Below are 19,906 nucleotides of genomic sequence, written 5' to 3' on the forward strand. Positions count from 1 at the left end.
AATAACAGCTAAAAAAGTAAAAGCCAGCGTAGCTGGCTTTTTTGATCATATTTAAATTATTTCGCCATGTTTTCTTTTAAATATTGGAATATTTCACGGTAGGCTTTTGGCGCTGATTTTTTTTCTTGTTCTTTTTTCGCATTACGCACAAGTTGACGCAACTTCTGTCTATCAATAGAAGGATGCTCGCTCACTAGCTCGTTAATTCTACTGTCACCTTGGGTAATAAGCTCATCACGCAATTCTTCAAGTTGATGAAGTAATTTTGCTGCACGGTTATGACGGTTACGAATGACTTCCAGTGCGGCTTTAATTGGCTCTGGATCACGACCACGCATCAGTTTTCCAATAAACTGTAAATGACGGCGAAACGCTTCTTTTTTAGGCTTAAGTTTATCTGCCAAAATCAATGCATCTTGCAAGTCTTCATCAAGCGGTACTTTTTTGCGTTGTGAAGGGCTTAGGCTAACTAACTCTTCACCAAGGGCTTGTAGCTCTTCCATATCGCGCTTTAATTCTGTTTTGCTTACGTAAATAATTTCTTCTTGTTCGTCTTCGTGCTCTGGTCGCATGGCTTTTCCACATTATTTAAAACAGTTTGTTGGGGCGGAATGATCTTTATTTAACAAGTCAACACGCTCAAATATCACTGTGAAAATTGTCAGTCTTCTAAAGATTATACCTTATAGGTTGGTATGAGGTCATATTTTATAAAACTAGGTTGAAGGCAAGTAAGAGAAGTAAGCGCATTTATTACTTTCATGCTCGTGTACAACAGAGCGATTAGATGTCAGTTTGGCGTACTGTAGGCGTATTGAACATCAGCATTGTCAACGCATAGTTTTGCGGAACATCACCGTTATCTTGTGTTATGCTTTGTGCATTACACGTAATTGATGAAAAGCTTATGAATAACGAGATAATACAAGAAATTAATGAAGTAAAAGGCGCCGTTGAAACCGTATTAGAATTGGCTAAAAAATATGGTGCAAGCACGGCTGAAGTTGCCATGACACGCCAAAAAGGCCTATCAGTTTCTACTCGTTTAGGAGAAGTGGAAACGGTAGAATTTAATCTTGATGGCGGCATGGGTATATCTGTGTATAAAGGCCAACATAAAGGTTCTGCATCTACTTCCGATTTAAGTCACGATGCGTTAGATAAAGCAGTAAAAGCGGCTGTAGAAATTGCAAGGTATACTTCTGAAGATGACTGCACAGGCTTGGCTGATAAAGATTTATTGGAATTTGAACCTAAAGATTTAGATTTATTTCACCCAATTGATGTAGAACCAGAGTTTGGCATTAAATTGTGTAAAGAAATGGAAGATAAAGGCTTTAGCACAAGTGGAAAAATTACAAACTCGGATGGCGCGTCGTTTTCTTCCCATCAAGGTATTCGTGTTTATGGTAACTCTCATGGGCAAATTGTTGGTTATCCAAGCAGTAGACACAGTTTAAGCTGTAGCCTAATAGGCCAGCAAGATGATGAAATGCAACGTGACTACGCCTACACAGTAAGCCGAGAATTTGCTGCTTTAGATAAGCCCACAGATATTGGTGAAAGAGCGGCGCTGGAAACAGTTTCACGTTTGGGAAGCCGAAAAATAAGCACACGTAAAGCGCCAGTTATATTTCGTGCAGACGTGGCAAATGGCTTGTTTGGCCATTTAGTAGCGGCAATTAGCGGCGGTAATTTATATCGAAAATCTTCTTTCTTGTTGGACTCTCTTGGCACTAAGATCACCAATAAAACGGTGAATATTATTGAACGCCCACATATTCTAAAAGGCTTGGCAAGCAGTTCATTTGATAGCGAAGGCGTTAAAACCTGGGATCGTAGCATCCTTGAACAAGGTGAATTACAAACCTATTTGTTAACTTCTTATTCATCTCGTAAATTAAAAATGGAAAATACCGGCCATGCTGGTGGCATTCATAATTGGTTAGTTGAAAAAACCGATCCTGACTTGGCCGCGTTACTAAAAAAAATGGGAACTGGTTTACTGGTAACCGAATTAATGGGACAGGGCGTTAATATTGTAACGGGCGATTATTCTAGAGGTTGCGCAGGGTTTTGGGTTGAAAATGGCGAAATTCAGTATCCTGTGAGTGAAATTACCGTTGCCGGTAACTTAAAAGATATGTTCAATAATATTACCGCTATTGGTGGAGATGTTGAAAAGAAAAGCAGCATTTTAACAGGCTCTATATTGATTGAAGAGTTACAAATTGGTGGTAGCTAGTAGCGCCTTTAGTAGCGTCTATAACAGCGACTAATTAGGTTATATTGTAAATTACTGAAGAGCACAATTAGGTGCTTTTTTTTATGCTGTTTAAATGCTCTTTTAAAGGATAACGCCCGAAATTTACAGTGTTTTTTGCGCAATTACTTAAATACGACTATACCTTATATCTAGGGTTCCGATCTAGCTTTTGAACTGCGGTATAAGCTGATTCACTAATAAGATATGAGAAACTAGCAATGAAGAAAACACTAATCTATACATCCTTGGCACTCGCCATAATGCAGTCTTATTCTGCTTCTGCTGAAATTCGGTTTAATGGTTTTGCCAGCATTAAAGCAGGCATCGCCAGTAGCGATGATATTTTATATGAATATGATGATGAAATTGATTTTAAAAATGAATCCCTATTTGCTATTCAAGCGTCGGCAGATATGGGGGATAAGTTAAGTGCTACAGCACAAATTATGGCGAAAGGGCGTAATGACTTTGAAGCTGAGTTTGAGTGGGCATTTTTGACATATGAACTAACCGAAACACTTCAGGTGTCTGCTGGAAGAATTAGAACGCCATTTTATAAATATTCAGATTATTTAGATGTTGGATTTGCTTACCCTTGGGTGAGGCCACCAAGAAGTATTTATAATATTGGCTTTGCTACCATTGAGGGAATAAGCTTATATCATTCAGACATGTTCGGTGACTGGGATGTAGCTACTCAATTTATTTATGGTAACTTTAATGATACGGTAAAACCTTTCTTATACAATGAAAATGCTTATCCAGTTGATATTCAAGATGCTCTTGGTTTAAGTGTATCAATGACTCGTGATTGGTTTAATTTTAGAGTAGGTTATTTACAGGGCGATTTATCTACAGATTTCGCAGCTGTTTCACCAGCCGTTGCATCAATATTAAACGGCCTTAGAGCTTTTGATCAGGCGTTAATAGGTTTAGGTGCTCAGCCATTGGGATTAGAGCAAAAGGCTCAAGATGTTGAGATGGTTGAAGATCCAGCCTCATTTTTAGATGTTTCGATAAATATTGATTACAACGATTTCTTAATAAATACTGAGTGGTCAAAACTAACCATCGACGATAGCTTTTCAGCTGATCGTGAAGGGTGGTTTGTTTCTGTGGGTAAGCGCATCGGTGATTTTACTCCATATATTGTTATTGAACACTTTGACTCTGAACTTGATGAATCTTTATATCAAGACTTTCCAACTTTAACGCTGCCAATACCCGAGCTTCAACAAAATTATGCCGCATTACAGGCTGGAGTTCAGGGGTTAGTTTTTAGTGATAAAGTTGATAATGATGCTTGGACAGTTGGGGTTAGATATAACTTCCACCCATCTGCTGCATTTAAAATTCAATATACTGAGAATGATGATAAGTTTATGAATCAAACTAGCTCTTTAATATCCTTCGGCGTTGACTTGGTTTTTTAGGAGATTGAACGATGAAAAAAATAATGACCTCCATACTCTGTGCGACAGCATTAATGAGTGCTCAGGTTCAAGCTGAAATCGCGGTGATAGTCAATCCTGCTAATGACAGTTCCTTGGATAAAGGGGAAATATCACGTATCTTCTTAGGCAAGAAAAAGTCATTTCCTAATGGTACGAGTGTAACGCCAATCAACCTTTCTGAAGGTGCAGCAACGAGGGGTTCTTTTGACTCTAATGTATTAAATAAGTCTTCAAGCCAACTTAAAGCGTATTGGTCTAAACTTGTTTTTACTGGCAAAGGTACACCGCCTAAAGAAGTATCGAGTGACGCTGATGTTGTAGCAGCTGTTAAGTCTGATCCCAGCGCAATTGGTTATGTAGATGCATCGGCTGTAACAGGTGATGTGAAAGTGGTGGCAAAGTTTTAATATAGTTTCCCAAACTGCCGCGTAACAATATAGCTCTTATATTAATTCAAGCCCGAATATCGTTTCGGGCTTGTTATTTGACGCATAAATCTAGACAAACTCTGGCTTTTCCCTTAGCTTGGAGTGGTGTAATCCATTTTTACGTATTTTAATAAAAACAATATGATTCCGCGTGCCTTAAAAGTTATTTAACTCAACTCATGATTATCACCAAGTGTGTAGATAGCTTATTACAGGGTATTCGCAAAAGTTTAAGGGAAACTATTACCATGATAAATCGTTTAGTAGCCGCTGGTGTGCTATTAGCTTTAACAGGCTGTGAATTGCAGTCGCAAACCACTTCTTCAGCTGACGCTCAAGTACAAACTGAAAAACAAACTCTAGCGGTTACTTATCCTGTTACCACTAAGAAAGAGGTTGTTGATACATATTTTGGTACTGAAGTTGTTGATCCCTATCGCTGGTTGGAAGATGACCGTAGTGAAGAAACGGCACAATGGGTTAAAGCGCAAAATGAAGTCACCTTTAACTATTTAGAAAATATTCCATATCGTGACAAGTTAGAAAAACGTTTAGCAGAATTAATGGACTACGAAAAGGTAAGTGCACCATTTGTTGAAGGTGATTACACGTATTTCTATAAAAATGATGGACTGCAAAATCAAGCCGTTATATATCGTCAAAAAGGCGATGGTCCCGTTGAAGTATTCTTAGATCCGAATACGTTTAGTGAAGACGGCACAACGTCATTGGCAGGTCTTAGTTTTTCTAAAGACGGTAGCTTAGCGGCTTATCAAATTTCTGAAGGTGGCAGTGACTGGCGTAAAGTGATTATCATTGACACCAAAACCAAGAAACAATTAGAAGCACCGTTAGTTGATGTTAAGTTTAGTGGCTTGGCATGGCGCGGTAACACAGGTTTTTATTATTCTAGTTACGACAAACCTAAAGGCAGTGAGCTTTCTGCGAAAACTGACCAACATAAGTTGTACTTCCATAAGTTAGGTACAAAACAGTCGGCTGATGAAGTCGTATTTGGCGCATCGGCTGAACAAAAAAGCCGTTACGTATTTGGTGATGTAACGGATGATGCAAACTATTTATTAATTAGTGCGGCAGATTCAACATCTGGTAACCGGTTATATTTAAAAGATTTATCAAAAGCAGATAGCAAGCTAATTACGGTGCTTAGTAATACGGATACTGATACCGAATTGCTGACGAATGATGGCAGCAAATTGTATTTTGTGACCAACCGAAATGCGCCGAATAAAAAAGTAGTGACGGTTGATGCTAACAACTCAGCGCCTAAAAATTGGAAAGATTTAATTGCAGAAACAGAGCATGTGCTAAATGTTAGTGAAGGTGCTGGTTATCTATTTGCTCGTTATATGGTTGATGCTATTTCTAAGGTTGAACAATACGATATGCAGGGTAAGTTAGTGCGCGAAATTGCGTTACCTGGCGCAGGTTCTGCTACTGGGTTTGGCGGTAAAAAAGAGCAGGAAGTGCTTTACTACAGCTTTACTAACTACAAAATGCCAACCACTATTTTTAGTCTGAATGCGAAAACGGGCGAGTCTAAAGTACATCGTAAATCAAATGCGAAATTTGATAGTAGCGAATATGTATCCAAACAGGTTTTTTACACGTCGAAAGACGGTACTAAAGTGCCAATGATGCTTACCCATAAGAAAGGCATTGAGTTAAATGGTAAAAATCCAACCATTTTATATGGCTACGGTGGTTTTAATGTAAGCTTAACCCCGCGTTTTAGTGCGGCAATGGCGGCATGGTTAGAACAAGGTGGTGTGTACGCGGTGCCTAATTTACGTGGTGGCGGTGAGTACGGTAAAAAATGGCATGTAGCAGGCACAAAAATGCAAAAGCAAAATGTGTTTGATGACTTTATTGCTGCGGCTGAGCACCTAATTTCCGAGAAGTATACGTCAAGCCAATATTTGGCTGTGCGTGGTGGCTCTAATGGCGGTCTACTAGTTGGTGCTGTACTGACACAACGTCCTGACTTATTTAAGGTTGCTTTACCTGCAGTAGGTGTACTGGATATGCTACGCTACCACACCTTTACAGCTGGTGCTGGCTGGGCTTATGACTACGGCACAGCAAATGATAATAAGGACATGTTTAATTATTTACACGGTTATTCGCCTGTACATAATGTGAAAAAAGGCATTGAGTACCCTGCAACGCTAATCACTACGGGTGATCATGATGACCGCGTAGTGCCTGCGCATTCATTTAAGTTTGCAGCTCAGTTGCAAGAAAATCAAGCAGGGACAAATCCAACATTAATCCGTATTGAAACCAATGCAGGACATGGTGCAGGTACGCCAACGTCTAAGATCATTGATCAGTATGCTGATATCTTTGGCTTTACTTTATACAATATGGGTATAAAAAAACTTTAACGCTGTAATAGGTTAATAAGCCCTAGCAAATTTAAAAACTTACTGCATAATGCAGTAAGTTTTTGGTGACGAAATTAGGAACGGTGTGACACAACATACTGTCCTAACTAGAAAAGATTTTTAGATATAAGTATTTTATAAGTAGTTCAATCGACTCGTCATACATCAACATGAACTTTCTTAAAAATAAAAACCGTTAAAAAACTGGAGAAAGCAATGAAGCTTTTAGCAAAAACTCTTTTGTGTGCAAGTGTATGTGCACTGACTTTATCTAGCACAGCAAATGCGAACGACTCTTTTAAGCACGAGATTGATGCGCGCCAAAGCTATATGCAAGTTTTACGTCATAATATTGGTCAACTTGGTGCCATGGCTAAAGGTAAAAAGCCTTACGATGCAGAGCTTGCTAAAGCGGCTGCGCAAAACTTAGCGTTGGCAGCTAGCATGAACAATGCGTTTATGTGGCCGAAAGGGTCAGACAACGCTAATGCAAAAAATACAGATGCATTACCCGCTATTTGGGATCAACTTGCAAAAGTTAAGAAAATAAATGGCGACATGAAAGAAGCGTCTGAAAACTTGGCTAAACATGCAGGTAATGGTTTAAGCGAAGTACGCAAATATATTGGTGCTGTTGGCAAAACTTGTAAAGGTTGCCACGATGACTTTAAAGCTGAGTAAGCTAAATTAGTGCGTGTCTTGTTTATTATACGCTAGGCAGGCCATTTTACGGTGTTATGAAGTATTGCGTGCAGTTGCACGTATATGTGATACCACGTTTTGAAGAGAGCATACGCTCTCTTTTTCGTTTGTGAAAACCAAGCTTCAACTATTTCTCATTCGCTGTCCTTTGCGTATAATTCAACCTGTATTTGGGGTTATAGTGCCCCTATTTTCATGTTTTAGAGTGGCTATCAACAATGAGCGATCAATTTTCTGCTAACCCTATCGGTAGTGTTGCTGAACAAAATGAACAGGCAAGTAGGCCTCATCAGCAAATAGTAAATGAACAAGTTGCACTGGATACAGAGACGCCAAAAGCTAACTCTCTGGCACAAAAAGTAAAAGTTTGGGATTTTCCTTTGCGCTTATTTCACTGGTCATTGGTGTTGTTATTTATTTTTTCATTTGTATCGGTCAAGATCAGTGAAATGGATTGGCACTTTAAATCTGGTATTCTTATTTCTGCGCTTTTAGTATTTCGTCTATTATGGGGGCTAGTTGGTAGCTTTCATGCTAAATTTCAGCACTTTATTGCATCGCCCAAGCGCACGTTTCAATATATATTTTCTTCATTAATTTCAACCAAGCGCAAGCATAAAACAGGCACTGAATATATTGGTCATAATCCTGCTGGTGGCTGGATGGTTGTCATTATGCTGGTGAGTTTACTAGTTACGGTATTTACAGGGCTGGTAAGTACTGATGAAATTTATTTAGTGGGACCACTATATGGATTTGTGACGGAATCGTTTGCGCTTTCAGCAACTTCAGTGCACCGTTTTATGGAAACAGTGTTATTGGTATTAGTTGGTTTGCATATTGCCGCTATTGTATTTTATCGTATTTTCAAACAACAAAAATTAACCAAGGCGATGATTACAGGTTATAAACAGATCCAACCTGAATCGTTAAACGAACACGAACGGAAATTACTAGAGCAACAGTTGCATGATACGCAGTCAAAGAAAAGCAATAAGTTGCCAGTGATGGCATGTTTAATTGTGTTAGCCATAGCCACAGGCTGGGCGGCCTGGTTGTGGCAACTATAGTGTTTATTTTTTAATAAGCTTAAATTTAAGCTGATTTAAGCTCTATTCCAGTATTGATGCTGACTTGGTTTTTGCCATTCTTTTTGCTGTGGTACATTGCTTTGTCAGCGTGGGTGAGTAATTGCTCGGCGGTTTGGCCTTTGCGCCATTCGGCAATGCCGATACTGACACCGATAACTCGCTCTGTATGGGTATTTCCAGTATTGATACGAATTGGTGTGGTTAAATCCTCTAGCTTTTGGGTCAGTAACTCTAAAATTTCATCTAGTTCATTGTAGTTGGTCATCACTAGCACAAACTCGTCACCGCCTAATCGTGCGGCTGTATCTGAGCTCCGTAGATGTTCGTTTAAGCGCTCGGCAAATTGCACTAACACATCGTCACCAGCTTTATGGCCTAGCTCATCATTAACTTCTTTAAAACCATCTAAATCTAACATGGCAGCGGCCATGCGGTTGGTGCTCCGCTCAAAGTTACTGATTAAGGTATCAAGTCTTTCAAATAATGCAGTGCGGTTGGGTAAACCTGTTAAATCATCAAACAAAGCCTGACGTTGTAATTGATTAAGCAGGGCGTGCCTTTCAACAGCGAATACAATGGCTCGGCTTAGTAGTTGTCCGCTCACTTCCGGTTTTGGGATGAAATCGGCGGCTCCTAATTTAATGGCTTCTTCACCGACACTATTATCACCAGCACCTGTCAGCACGATAACAGGGATGAATGGGTTTTTATAAACAAATTCAGATAGCGTGTCTAATCCTTGTAATTCACGTAGCCCTAAGTCTAGCAATACAACATCAATCTTGTGCTCTTCAAGGTAAGCAGTAGCATCCTCTAAATTATCTTCATGCTTTAGGTCATACACTTTTGAACGGTGATTTTTAAGCATTTGACGAACAAGATAAATATCATCTGGGTCGTCTTCAACAAGCAAGACTGAGTAATGATTTTTAGCTGCATTTTTCGATTTAATCGTTGTTAACATATTAGTTCAACTAAGGTTTACGATTTACATTTAACCCATTACATTACTCTATTTCTTAGAGCCTACAGCTACTGTAAGAGGTAAGAAACCAACATGAATGTTGGCATATTGTGTATCCGATTACGACAGCACATCTTAATACTATTTTCTACTATGCTGCTCATACAAACACTTTATGGTGTTGATAGCCTGTTGTAAACCACTTGGCTTAACAACAACGTCCTTTGCGCCAAGTTCACGTGCAGCGACAGCATCGTCATTCGATTGTGATGTTGTATAAATATACACTGGCACATGATTAAGCTTAGTTGAATTTTTCAAAAGTGACAGTAACTCAAAGCCATTTATCATTGGCATATTGATGTCGAGTAATACTAAGTCAGGCGTGGTCGTACTGTCGAGTTGCTCTGGCTGGATGTACTCAAGGTAGGCATTAGCATCATCAAAGCACAATATTGATATGGTTGTTGATATTGTGCTGATTGCGCGTTTTATTAAATATTGATCATCTGGATCATCATCAATGTAGTGTATTAGCATAAATTACGTGGTTTCATTTGGTAAACAAATAGTGATTGTGGTTCCTTGATTGATATCGCTTTTAGCAGAAATATTGCCGTTATGCACTTCAATGATGCGCTGGCAGATAGCTAAGCCCATGCCATGGCCTGGAATACTTCTACCCACTAATCGTCGAAACGGAGCGAAAATCTCGGATGCGTACTTACTGTCAAAGCCGACACCGTTATCGGTAACATCAATAATGGTTTGTAGTGCTTGTTGTTCTCCTTTAATTTTAATAATTGCAGGTTGATCTTTTTTAGCGTAACGAATGCTATTTGCAATTAGGTTGCTAAACACGTGATGAAAACAGTGCTCATCGACATATATGGTGCAATCGTGCTCCACCTCAATACATGCGTTGCTTTCGTCAATTAAAGGGGATAGGTCTTCAGCAATCGTTGCGATTAAATCAGATAGTAACACTGCATTTTTATTAATGGGTTGAGTAGAAAAACGAGATAATTGAAGCAGGCTGTGGATCATTTCACGCATTCTAGTTGAGGCGTCTGAAATACGTTCTAATTCAAATTCTGCATCCTCGTCGTCGAGCTTGCCAGCTAATCGTTGTGTTAGGCTATCTGAAAAGGCGCTGATTTTCCGTAACGGTTCTTGCAAGTCGTGTGACGCTGAATAGGCAAAGCGCTCCAATGCTTTGTTTGATTGTGCCAGCGCGTGCTGCATGTATTTACGTTGGCTTATATCTTCAATCACTGCAATAAAGTGGCTAGGAGTTAGCGGATCGCTTTTAACGATTGAAACCGTTAAGTTTGCCCAAATAAGCTGGCCAGTTTTGCGATAGTAGCGTTTCTCCATGACAAACTCTTCAATGCTACCTTCTAGCATGGCTTTTAAATAATCTAAATCTTTATCTAAGTCATCTTTGTATGTAATCTCTTGAAATGTCATCGATAGTAATTCATCACGTGAATAGCCTAAAATATCACACAGTTTATTGTTCGCTTTCAGCCATGTTCCATCTAATGCAACGTGAGCAATGCCCACTGCTGCTTGTTCAAATGTGGTAGAAAAGTCCAGCGCAAGACGTTTAATTTCTTCTTCTCGTTCTTTGAGTTCTGAAATATCAAAAAAAGTACCGATAATCGCACTGACCTCGCCAGCTTCATTTCTGGAGTACACAGAGTCTTTGGACAAACACCAAATATAGTGTCCTTCTTTATGAAGAAAACGGTACATAATGGTATGAGCGTCATCATCCCGTGCATTCATAATGGTTTCCATATGCTGATCAATTTTGCCTAAATCGTCAGGGTGAAACAGTGCTGAGGGGCCTTTTAGGTAGTCTAGATATTTTAAATCGTCGGCGGTATAGCCTGTGATGCTGGTGTATTGCCTATTAATGTAACTACTACTTTGGGTTTCAATATCAAAGATGAAAAGCCCGCATAATGATTTACTTAATACGGCATCAAGAAACTGTGTTTTAGTATTAAGCTCTGACTCTAACAGCTTAATTTTATGGATATTTGTTAATGTTCCTGACATTAATACAGGCTGGTCATTGTGATCGAAAATAGTGTTACCGCGATTTCTAAACCATTCATATTTACCTGATGCGGCTAAACCTAAATACACCACATCGTATTCAGATTTTTGTTTAAAGTGACTTGATAGTTGTTTTTTAAATATATCAATATATCGCTCGTGAATGTGCGACTTCCATAAATCTAGGTTGGGTGTGTCTTTTTGTGTGTCAGCACCTATCATGGTAAGCATACGTTGGCTGAACCAAACACCATTCGTTTTTAAGTTCCACTCCCAAATACCGTCGTTTGTTGCATCGATTGCGCGTTTTATTCGGTTAGATTGTTCGTACTCTTTGCTTTTTTCATTAAATATTTTTTGTACATCTGACACGGTTGCAAAGCTGTAAGGTTGATTATCTAAACGATAAGTGGATAAGTTGATTTCTACGCTAACATCATTGCCTTTCTTATCTAATCCTCGTACTACACGTCCCGTTGCCATAGCGTAGTTTTGTTTTGGATCCGAGACATAACTATCAACAAGTGATTGATGATGGCTGGCTAAGTTCTGAGGTAATAAGGTGGACAGTGGCTTTCCTACGAGTTCATCATTTTCATAACCAAACATTTTTCCTAGGGCTGTATTCGCAATACGAATATGTTGGTTATTATCCACCACCAGTAAACCAGTGGGAATTAACTCAGTAGCGTATTTAAAAATATCGTTCGCTTTCTTTTCCACTTCTAATTTTGTTCTTTTGATTTTTTCTTCTGTTGCTTTTAAACGAGCGGCTTCAAGTTGAGTCGGTGTAGGCAATGCAAGCAGCGCAGGAATATATTTAAATAAAACGATGGCTGTTACCACCGAAACAGTGGCTGTAACTGCCTTAGCTATGCCATGAAGGCCATAAATGCCGTGCCAAACAGTATAAATGCCAAATAGGTGAGTAATGCCGCAACAAGTTATAAACAAGGCAAATAATACGAAGATACCTTGAAACTCAATATCCTTTCGCTTTTTTAAAATAATAATTAACGCACAAGGGATTGAAAAGTAAGCTAATGCTATTAACAAGTCAGAAATTACATTCATCCATAGAATGCCCGGTTGCCACAAATAGCAGTGACCGTGGGGCATGTAGTCTCCCCTAAAAAACGTGGTTAGCGTTGAGTTCATGTTATTCCTATAAAAGCTTAGGTAACGGTAAAAAAATCTGTTATATGTATTTGATTTAAATAAACCTATTGAGTATAGACAAGTTTTTTAGCAGAAGTTTATAAGCGGTGGTTTTTATTTATATGGCTGTAAACAAGGTAATTCAGCGCAGTTTAGACGGAACAATATATAATTTATTTACGCAGTCGATGCATTAACCAATAAAGGTAAAAATATGATTTCCTTTCGATATAAAGATAATAACGAAGAATTGGAAACAACAGATGAAGGTATATTATCGTCTTGGAAGCAGAATGCGGATTCTCGCATTTGGATCAATATTAGCTATCGGCCAGAGCAAGAGTGCGATGTAAAGGCGTGGTTAGTTGAGTTTGGCTGTCATGAAATGGCGGTGCAAGACGCGCTGCGTTATCGGCATCCTCCTAAAATTGAATTTTTCGACAATCATTTATTTATGATTTTCAGGGATATTGAAAAGGTGAACAGCACGTTGAACTTTAACCATCAACAAATTGCCTTTTTTGCGTCTGATAGATATTTAATTACTGTGCATGTTGCTTCGCTTGATACTGCTTCAGTGTACCCAAGTAAACAAAAAACCACTTCACTGATTGAAACACCGCTCAATTTGGCCTGTGTGATTATGCACAATTGTGCAAATTGTTATCTTAAACAATTACTACAATTTGAAACTCAATTAGGCGATTTGGAAGATGGATTATTTGATAACGGTAACGATCAAATGTTGGCTGAAATTACGAATTATCGGTCATCACTTATTAAATTAATTCGAATATTTAATTACCACAAAGAAATTAGTCAACAGTTAAAGCAGTATAGTGAGTCCAATGACACTTTAGACTTTGCAAGTGCGCTTCACACAATCAATGACTTACATGATAGATTTGAACGATTGCACAGTTTGTCAAATATGTACCATGACATCTGTAGTGATCTAATTGATGGTTATATCTCAATTACTTCACATAAATTAAATAACACAATGCGCGTTTTAACTGTGATAACCGCTATTTTTGTTCCGCTCAGCTTTTTAGCAGGCTTATATGGAATGAATTTTGAAAACATTCCAGAGCTTAAATATCAATACGGTTATCCCGTTTTACTTTTCGTCATGCTGTTTATCGCTATAGCACTGATCACCATATTTAAAAAGAGGAAGTGGTTTTGATGAGTAAGACGAATCTTACTAAATTGATTGCAAATATGATTTTACAAGGCAGCAGCACATGACAAATGAAATATGGAATTATTCACTTTTTGAAATTGGTGATTACAGTTTGCAAGTGAGCAAGCTAGTAGTGTGCCTTTGTATTTTGATTGCAACATTTTTATTTTCTAAATTAGTGCGAATGGCGTTAAATAAAGTGGCTTTATCGAAGCACTTCCTAACTCCAGCGCAAGTGTACATTGTAGGGCGCTTGCTGCATTACATCATACTAGTCATAGGTATTTTACTCGCAATTTCAGCATTGGGCATTGATGTTGGAAAACTCGCGCTCGTCGCCAGTGCATTAGGTATTGGCATAGGTTTAGGCTTACAAGGGATTGTTAACAACTTTGTGTCTGGGTTAGCTATTTTGCTGGAGAAGTCTGTCAAGGTGGGCGATTTTATTGAATTAGACTCCGGCATTAATGGTGAGGTGATGGCCATACACATGCGCGCTACACTGGTAAGAACTAATGATAATGTAGACATTCTTATTCCTAATTCAGAGTTAACTAATCAAAAAGTGATTAATTGGACGTTAGCAGAAAGTGTAAGGCGTTTTCGTATTCCATTTGGTGTTGCCTATGGTAGTGATAAACGACTAGTTGAGAAAGCGGTATTGGAAGCAACTGAGCAAGTGGATTACACCTTAAACACCATTGGCAGAAAACCAGTAGTGTGGATGACAGGATTTGGTGATAGCAGTATTAATTTTATGCTAGGTGTGTGGGTATCTGCTAATCAAGTAAAGAGGCCAACAGCGTTAACATCAGATTACTTATGGGCAATAGATGACGCCTTACGCAAATATAAAATTGAAATACCATTTCCACAGCGCGATTTACATATTCGCTCTAATAAAGCGGGGGTAGGCGTTAACCCAGCAGAGACTATAGCCAGTACTGAAGATGAAATGAATGAATGGCCAGAGCCCGACATCGAGTTATCAAAAGAAAGAAAAGTGGATGAAAAATTGGATATCTAAAGAATTTTGTTAAGAGTGCAAAGTCGTGAGCTGCGCTTGAAATCATCAGTAAAATAAAGGCGAGCTATGCTCGCCTTTATTGTATTTTTAATCAATCAAAGTTTGTCGATTAATTATTTTCTTCTTCTAAATAATGCTAAGCCAAATAAAGACAAGCTTAACCAGCCTAAGCTACCGCCCGCATTTCTTCTATCTGGTTGCTCAGTAATTGGCATTTGTGGAATGACAATTGGCTCTTTCTTTGCGAAGTTAATATTACGCACATAGCCAGTATCTTCAAGCTCAGTAACTGCGCCATCCTTAATGTAGCTCCAAGTGATTAAGTTCTTGCCTTCTGGTAGTTCAAGCTCGACAGACTCAAACGCTACGTCTCCAGAAATATAGCTATGAAGCTCGCCATTTACTGTTAAATATAGTGCATCCCATGGCTCGGCAGGATCTTCAACATTTTCCTCAGATGAAACACCCCACTCAAAAGTTAGCTTACCTTCACCATTAACTTCAGCCATTAAAATACTTTCTTGGCCGTCATCAATGTCACCACTTTGTAAGCCGCCCTCGGCATTTTCTTCCCACTTAACGTCACCACCAGTGAATAAGCTCACTTCTTCAGACGTGCTACCTGAAGCATCTTTAAGGTCGCTTGCAGAAGCAAGAGCGTTCCCCATTAGTTTCGTTTTACTAGATTTAAGAGCTGCATTATCTGATTTAATCACTACAAATGCTTCGTGTGCGCCAGCTTCAACAGGTGTGTAGGTTGCACTTAGTTCACATGTTTCACCTGCAGCTAGTGTATTACACGCACCTTCTTCAACGGTAAAGGTACTACTACCTTCAATTTCATAAGTTACGGATGCTGCTTCTCCACTGTTGTTCTCGACCATTAATTTAAATGTACGAGAGTCAGTTTCTGGTAAAGTAGTAAAATCGTGAAGTTGAGTGATTGCAATACCGTCAGTAATACCATCCATCCAATCTTGGTATGCGCCAGCGCGAGTATAAACACCTGGATAACCTGGTGCGGCACAGCCAAGACCCCAGCTAACCACGCCAACTTGTTGCCAACCATCGTTAGTATTAACAATAAGTGGGCCACCACTATCACCTTGACAAGTACTTAAGCCTCCAGCAGGTGTGCCAGCACAAATCATTTGTTCTGTTACATCTACATCTGCTTCGGTAAATTCAAAATCAGTATCTCTGGTTCTTGATTCAGCAATAATTGTACGGCACTGTAAGGACGAATAAAGCTGTAAATCCACTTCATGCAGTATCTCAGGGAAGTCAGAAGTTGGCCCCTCGCCTGGAAGATAACCAGTACGGCCACCCCAGCCAATAGATGTTGCAACAGAGTTGTCAGTTGCAAGTTGACTGGTTAGCTCTAGATCGGCAATTTTAATCGTTGGCTTGTCTACAGACTCAGCTAACTCTATTAATGCAATGTCGTCATGTAGTGTATTAGTGTCATAACCTGGGTGCAGGTATAAGTTTTTAATTTCAATAGCATCTTCAGCGCCATCGGCTAAATCAAACTCGCCAACATTTACTTTCATATTAATTGAATTTGGTGAATCTACACAGTGTGCAGCTGTCAATACCCAACGATCGCCTAAAAAGCTAGCACCACAGCTAGAGTTTTGTGTCAGGGTCTCTTCGGCTGAAACTTCAATTGCCGCTGTGCTACCTGCTTTTTCTGCTGTAGCAACTTCGTCAAGTAAGGCTTGGCCGTCAGCTTGAGTTATACCAACCACAGGAATAGTACCTTCGAAGCCTTCACCTAATGTGCCCGAAAAGTGTCCTTCAACGTTATTATAAATAACTACACCAACACCACCGCCGGCTTCACAGTTGTTTGCTTTTTCAGCGAAAGTAACGGTTCCACGTTCTATTAAGCAGACTTTATCTTCTACATCGGTACATTCTGCATCACCCAGTTCACAGCTCGCTAATTCACCCGAAACAGCGCCAGCAGGGCTAAAACTAAATGGAGAGGTTTCAATTGAGTTTTCGCCTACTTTAAGAGAGGTGGCTACACTAGGCGCGGTAGCTACAATAGCTGCCATCCAAGGATATACACCTTCTGTGGCTTCTTCACCACCAACAATTTTAGGCTTTACAGGGGAGATAGTTACATTCTTTGCATAAGTCGTTGGCGCGGCAAGCACCATAGCAGCAGGAATTGCCGCTAATAAAAATTTTTTCATTGAGTTAACTTCCAGAGATTTTCCAACCATTTAGTGTGATGCCTAAATGATAATATTTTTATTTAAAACTAATATACCAATATGGGTATATGCAGGCATTTTTATTAAAATAGGCGCCCATTTTTAACATTAAAATTTTCAGTGTCAATAGTTCATTTAGTAATCAAAAAGTAGTAGAGGGATACAAAAACTAATAATTACGCCTTTATTGCATTACTTTTTCTTATGTAAGTGTGGAGGTGGGGTATTCTTATATGTGCTATCAGCACTATAAAGAGTGCTAAATGAAAATGGTAACGGATAAATTAAAATATCGCTTAATGTAGATAGTTTAGCCAAATATATATTTAATATTTGATGAAAATTTTTTTATTATTTGTAGCATCGCAGACGAATAGTGGTAATTCAACGTGAAATACTTAAAGCAATGCGGGCAAATTAACCGATTAATTAGACACGGTGTATTTAGCCACAACCTGCTTTAAATTTTCAGATTCAGTTGATACTTGTTGTGCACTTTGTTCCGCTTCTTTGATTAAGTCTTGATTCTCGGCAGCTAAGATAGTTACCGTGCTAAGTTGCTCTGCCATGTCACGAGTTACCGTGCTTTGCTCGGAAGCTGCTGTCGCTATTTCATTATTAAACGCTTCAATTTGTTGAATTAAAGAAATAATAGTTGTGAGCGATGTTTCTACATCACTTGCAATGTGACTGGTGAGTTCAGCTTGTTCGTTGGCGTTAGAAATGGATTTTACAGACTCGGCACTTCCAGATTGTAGGTCTCCAATAATTTGGCTAATCTCTTCGGTCGAATCTTGTGTACGTTTTGCTAGTGTCCTTACTTCATCAGCCACTACAGCAAATCCGCGGCCTTGTTCACCAGCTCGTGCCGCTTCAATAGCTGCATTGAGTGCAAGCAAGTTTGTTTGTTCTGCAATGGCGCGTATTACTTCAAGTACTTGACCAATATTATTGGATTGCTCGGCAAGCTTATCCATTACTTGACTAGTATTATTCATGTTGGTAGCTAATTGCTCGCTTGCAGATTGGTTTTTAGATACAAGTTGTTGACTTTCATTGGACTTTGCAACCCCTTCGCTACTTGAGTCACTTGTTCTAACGGCAATTTCGGCCACGGTTTCAGATGTTGATGCCATTTCTTCAATAGCGGCTGAAATTTGTAAGGTAAGATTGGACTGTTCATCAGACTTCTGAGTAACATGATGGAAATTGTTTTCTAAAATGGCAACGGTTTTGACTAGCCTATTGGCTGCTTCTTTTACATCAATCACGGTTTTCTCGATTGTTTCCATCATATCGTTAAATGATAGGGTTAGGGATGCTATTTCATCATCAGGTTTGCTATTGGAATTACGTGTATAACGTTTTGAAAAATCTAGACTAGAAGCCACGCTATCGATAAAGCTGATAAGGCGTTTAATAGGGCCTGCAATTTTTGTTGAAAGCCAAATTGCAACAGCGATCGAAAGGCCTGCCATGATTGCCGTTAATACAAACGATGCGATTGCTAAAGATTGATTAAGCTGCGTTAATGCTGCATACGCTTCCTCTTCGTCAATTTCACTTAATAACGCCCATTGCACGCCATTGATATCTAATGGTGTGTATGCTGATACAACGGGAACGCCTCGATAATCTTCGATAACTTCTAACCCTTCATTACCGTTTAGCGCTTTATTGGCTGTTGCTGAATTAACCTTTTGAAAAATAATAGAAGTACCTTTGTCACGAATATTATTTAAAACGTCTTCATTTTCACCGCTATTAGCAATGGCTTTTAAATAGTCTTCGGGCGACTCTATTAAAAATCGGCTATTACTGCGCATGGTTTTATCGCTGCCGACTAAATAGGTTTCACCACTGTTTCCTAGGCCATTTTGTTGCCATTTACCATCGTAAGTCATCATGCTGTTGATGCGGTCAACGGGCATTTGAAAAATAAGCGTTGCGATTGCCTGGCCATCACTAAATATTGGCGTACCAATAAAAGAGGCCGGGCTTTCGTAAGAGGGCGTATAAGGTGCAAAGTCAACCAATGCAGTGTCACCTTTTTGCTTATTTTTACTTTGGTTAAACGCTGTTGCTAACCCTGAGTTTTGGTAAGCGCCAGACATCAGTGAAGTCGCGTAATCAAGCTCCTTAAAGACGGAGTAGATAACATTACCAGTTGTATTGTCGACAATGAAAATATCGTAGTAACCAAATGCTTGTAAAAATTCCCTGAAAGACGCGTGGTATTTAGCATGCACCGTGTTGTAAGGGGCTGAATCGTTAATATTGATGAGGGCATCTTTGCCCCCCAATGGATGCGTGTTATTTGCAATATAACTGTATTGTAATGCTAACGCGTTATTTGATAAGGAGTTTACTAGTTCGGTAGTGTTAACTGATTGCTTAGCATTTACTCGCTTATATTCTGCTCCAAATTGTGTTTGATAGTATTGAAGCAGTTTATTTTTTTGCTCTGCAACGGATGGCAGTGCTGCATTGCTCGCGTAATTCGTGTAAGCATAACTAAATGCTTTTGCGGCATCTTTGGTCATTGTTGATGCGGCAAGTGACGTTACTTGGTTATTGATGGTTTGAAAATAATGTTCTACTTGGTTCTTTTTGGCATTTCTTAAGCCAACTAAGCGCTCACTTATTTGCTGAGAAAGCACTTGATCGACTTGTGAAGTGGAAATAAACCATAAAATACTGGCGGTAACAATAAGAGAAATGAGTACCAAACTAGACACACTAAGAATAATTTTATTTTTTAATTTCATGTGATTGTTACGCCCCACTTTATCTAAATAACGGTATTGTTATTAGAAACGTGATTTTGTAAGTCTAAAGCGTGGTTAATAAGTGTGTATTTGTCAAAAATACACTTTACAAAACCGCTTAAAAATCATGTAAGAAGTTAAATCGTGATTAAAAAAAGGCCG

At 39.0% G+C, this 19,906-nt stretch carries 14 protein-coding genes; 8 read left to right on the plus strand and 6 right to left on the minus strand.

Translation table 11 applies throughout. The features are described from left to right. Positions 1–56: 56 nt before the first annotated feature. Positions 57–572, minus strand: coding sequence for a ribosome biogenesis factor YjgA (gene yjgA / locus HUU81_RS02875; protein ID WP_199610773.1), 516 nt, complete (start codon positions 570–572; stop codon positions 57–59). 335 nt (positions 573–907) lie between these two features. On the opposite strand from yjgA, the gene pmbA reads away from it, so the two are divergent. The 6 genes from pmbA to HUU81_RS02905 all read left to right on the plus strand — a co-directional run bounded on the left by pmbA (position 908) and on the right by HUU81_RS02905 (position 8,328). After that, entirely contained in the window at positions 908–2,245 is a 1,338-nt protein-coding gene (gene pmbA, locus HUU81_RS02880; protein WP_199610774.1) for a metalloprotease PmbA, read from the plus strand. A 239-nt stretch (positions 2,246–2,484) separates the two neighbouring features. Next, a complete protein-coding gene (locus HUU81_RS02885; protein WP_199610775.1) occupies positions 2,485–3,699 on the plus strand; it encodes a porin in 1,215 nt (404 codons plus the stop codon). 11 nt (positions 3,700–3,710) lie between these two features. Next, a complete protein-coding gene (locus HUU81_RS02890) occupies positions 3,711–4,127 on the plus strand; it encodes a type 2 periplasmic-binding domain-containing protein (protein WP_199610776.1) in 417 nt (138 codons plus the stop codon). 269 nt (positions 4,128–4,396) lie between these two features. Further along, on the plus strand, positions 4,397–6,556 hold the full coding sequence (locus HUU81_RS02895; protein ID WP_199610777.1) for a prolyl oligopeptidase family serine peptidase: 2,160 nt from the start codon (positions 4,397–4,399) through the stop codon (positions 6,554–6,556). Between the two features lie 216 nt (positions 6,557–6,772). Then, positions 6,773–7,237: a c-type cytochrome gene (locus HUU81_RS02900; RefSeq protein ID WP_199610778.1), complete on the plus strand. Its 465-nt coding sequence runs from the start codon at positions 6,773–6,775 to the stop codon at positions 7,235–7,237. Positions 7,238–7,476: 239 nt separating this feature from the next. After that, complete coding sequence (locus tag HUU81_RS02905) at positions 7,477–8,328, plus strand: cytochrome b/b6 domain-containing protein (RefSeq protein ID WP_199610779.1); 852 nt, start codon at positions 7,477–7,479, stop codon at positions 8,326–8,328. 25 nt (positions 8,329–8,353) lie between these two features. Here HUU81_RS02905 and HUU81_RS02910 read toward each other — a convergent pair whose 3' ends face one another. From HUU81_RS02910 to HUU81_RS02920, 3 genes are all read right to left on the minus strand, one after another. Further along, the gene (locus HUU81_RS02910) at positions 8,354–9,313 is read right to left on the minus strand and encodes a two-component system response regulator (protein ID WP_199610780.1); all 960 of its coding nucleotides are present in this window, start codon (positions 9,311–9,313) and stop codon (positions 8,354–8,356) included. Between the two features lie 141 nt (positions 9,314–9,454). Beyond that, on the minus strand, positions 9,455–9,853 hold the full coding sequence (locus tag HUU81_RS02915; protein WP_199610781.1) for a response regulator: 399 nt from the start codon (positions 9,851–9,853) through the stop codon (positions 9,455–9,457). A 3-nt stretch (positions 9,854–9,856) separates the two neighbouring features. Further along, positions 9,857–12,538, minus strand: coding sequence for a PAS domain-containing sensor histidine kinase (locus HUU81_RS02920; protein ID WP_199610782.1), 2,682 nt, complete (start codon positions 12,536–12,538; stop codon positions 9,857–9,859). 214 nt (positions 12,539–12,752) lie between these two features. Between HUU81_RS02920 and HUU81_RS02925 the strand changes: the two genes are divergently transcribed. After that, complete coding sequence (locus tag HUU81_RS02925) at positions 12,753–13,727, plus strand: magnesium transporter CorA family protein (RefSeq protein ID WP_199610783.1); 975 nt, start codon at positions 12,753–12,755, stop codon at positions 13,725–13,727. 58 nt (positions 13,728–13,785) lie between these two features. Beyond that, complete coding sequence (locus HUU81_RS02930) at positions 13,786–14,751, plus strand: mechanosensitive ion channel family protein (protein WP_199610784.1); 966 nt, start codon at positions 13,786–13,788, stop codon at positions 14,749–14,751. A 113-nt stretch (positions 14,752–14,864) separates the two neighbouring features. Here the strand turns inward: HUU81_RS02930 and HUU81_RS02935 are convergent, their stop codons facing one another. Further along, positions 14,865–16,955: a trypsin-like serine protease gene (locus tag HUU81_RS02935; protein WP_199610785.1), complete on the minus strand. Its 2,091-nt coding sequence runs from the start codon at positions 16,953–16,955 to the stop codon at positions 14,865–14,867. A gap of 446 nt (positions 16,956–17,401) precedes the next feature. Then, positions 17,402–19,744 (minus strand): methyl-accepting chemotaxis protein, encoded by a 2,343-nt coding sequence (locus HUU81_RS02940; protein ID WP_199610786.1) that lies wholly within the window; start codon positions 19,742–19,744, stop codon positions 17,402–17,404. Positions 19,745–19,906: the final 162 nt, after the last annotated feature.

It is taken from the genome of Flocculibacter collagenilyticus, assembly GCF_016469335.1.
GTDB lineage: Bacteria > Pseudomonadota > Gammaproteobacteria > Enterobacterales > Alteromonadaceae > Flocculibacter > Flocculibacter collagenilyticus.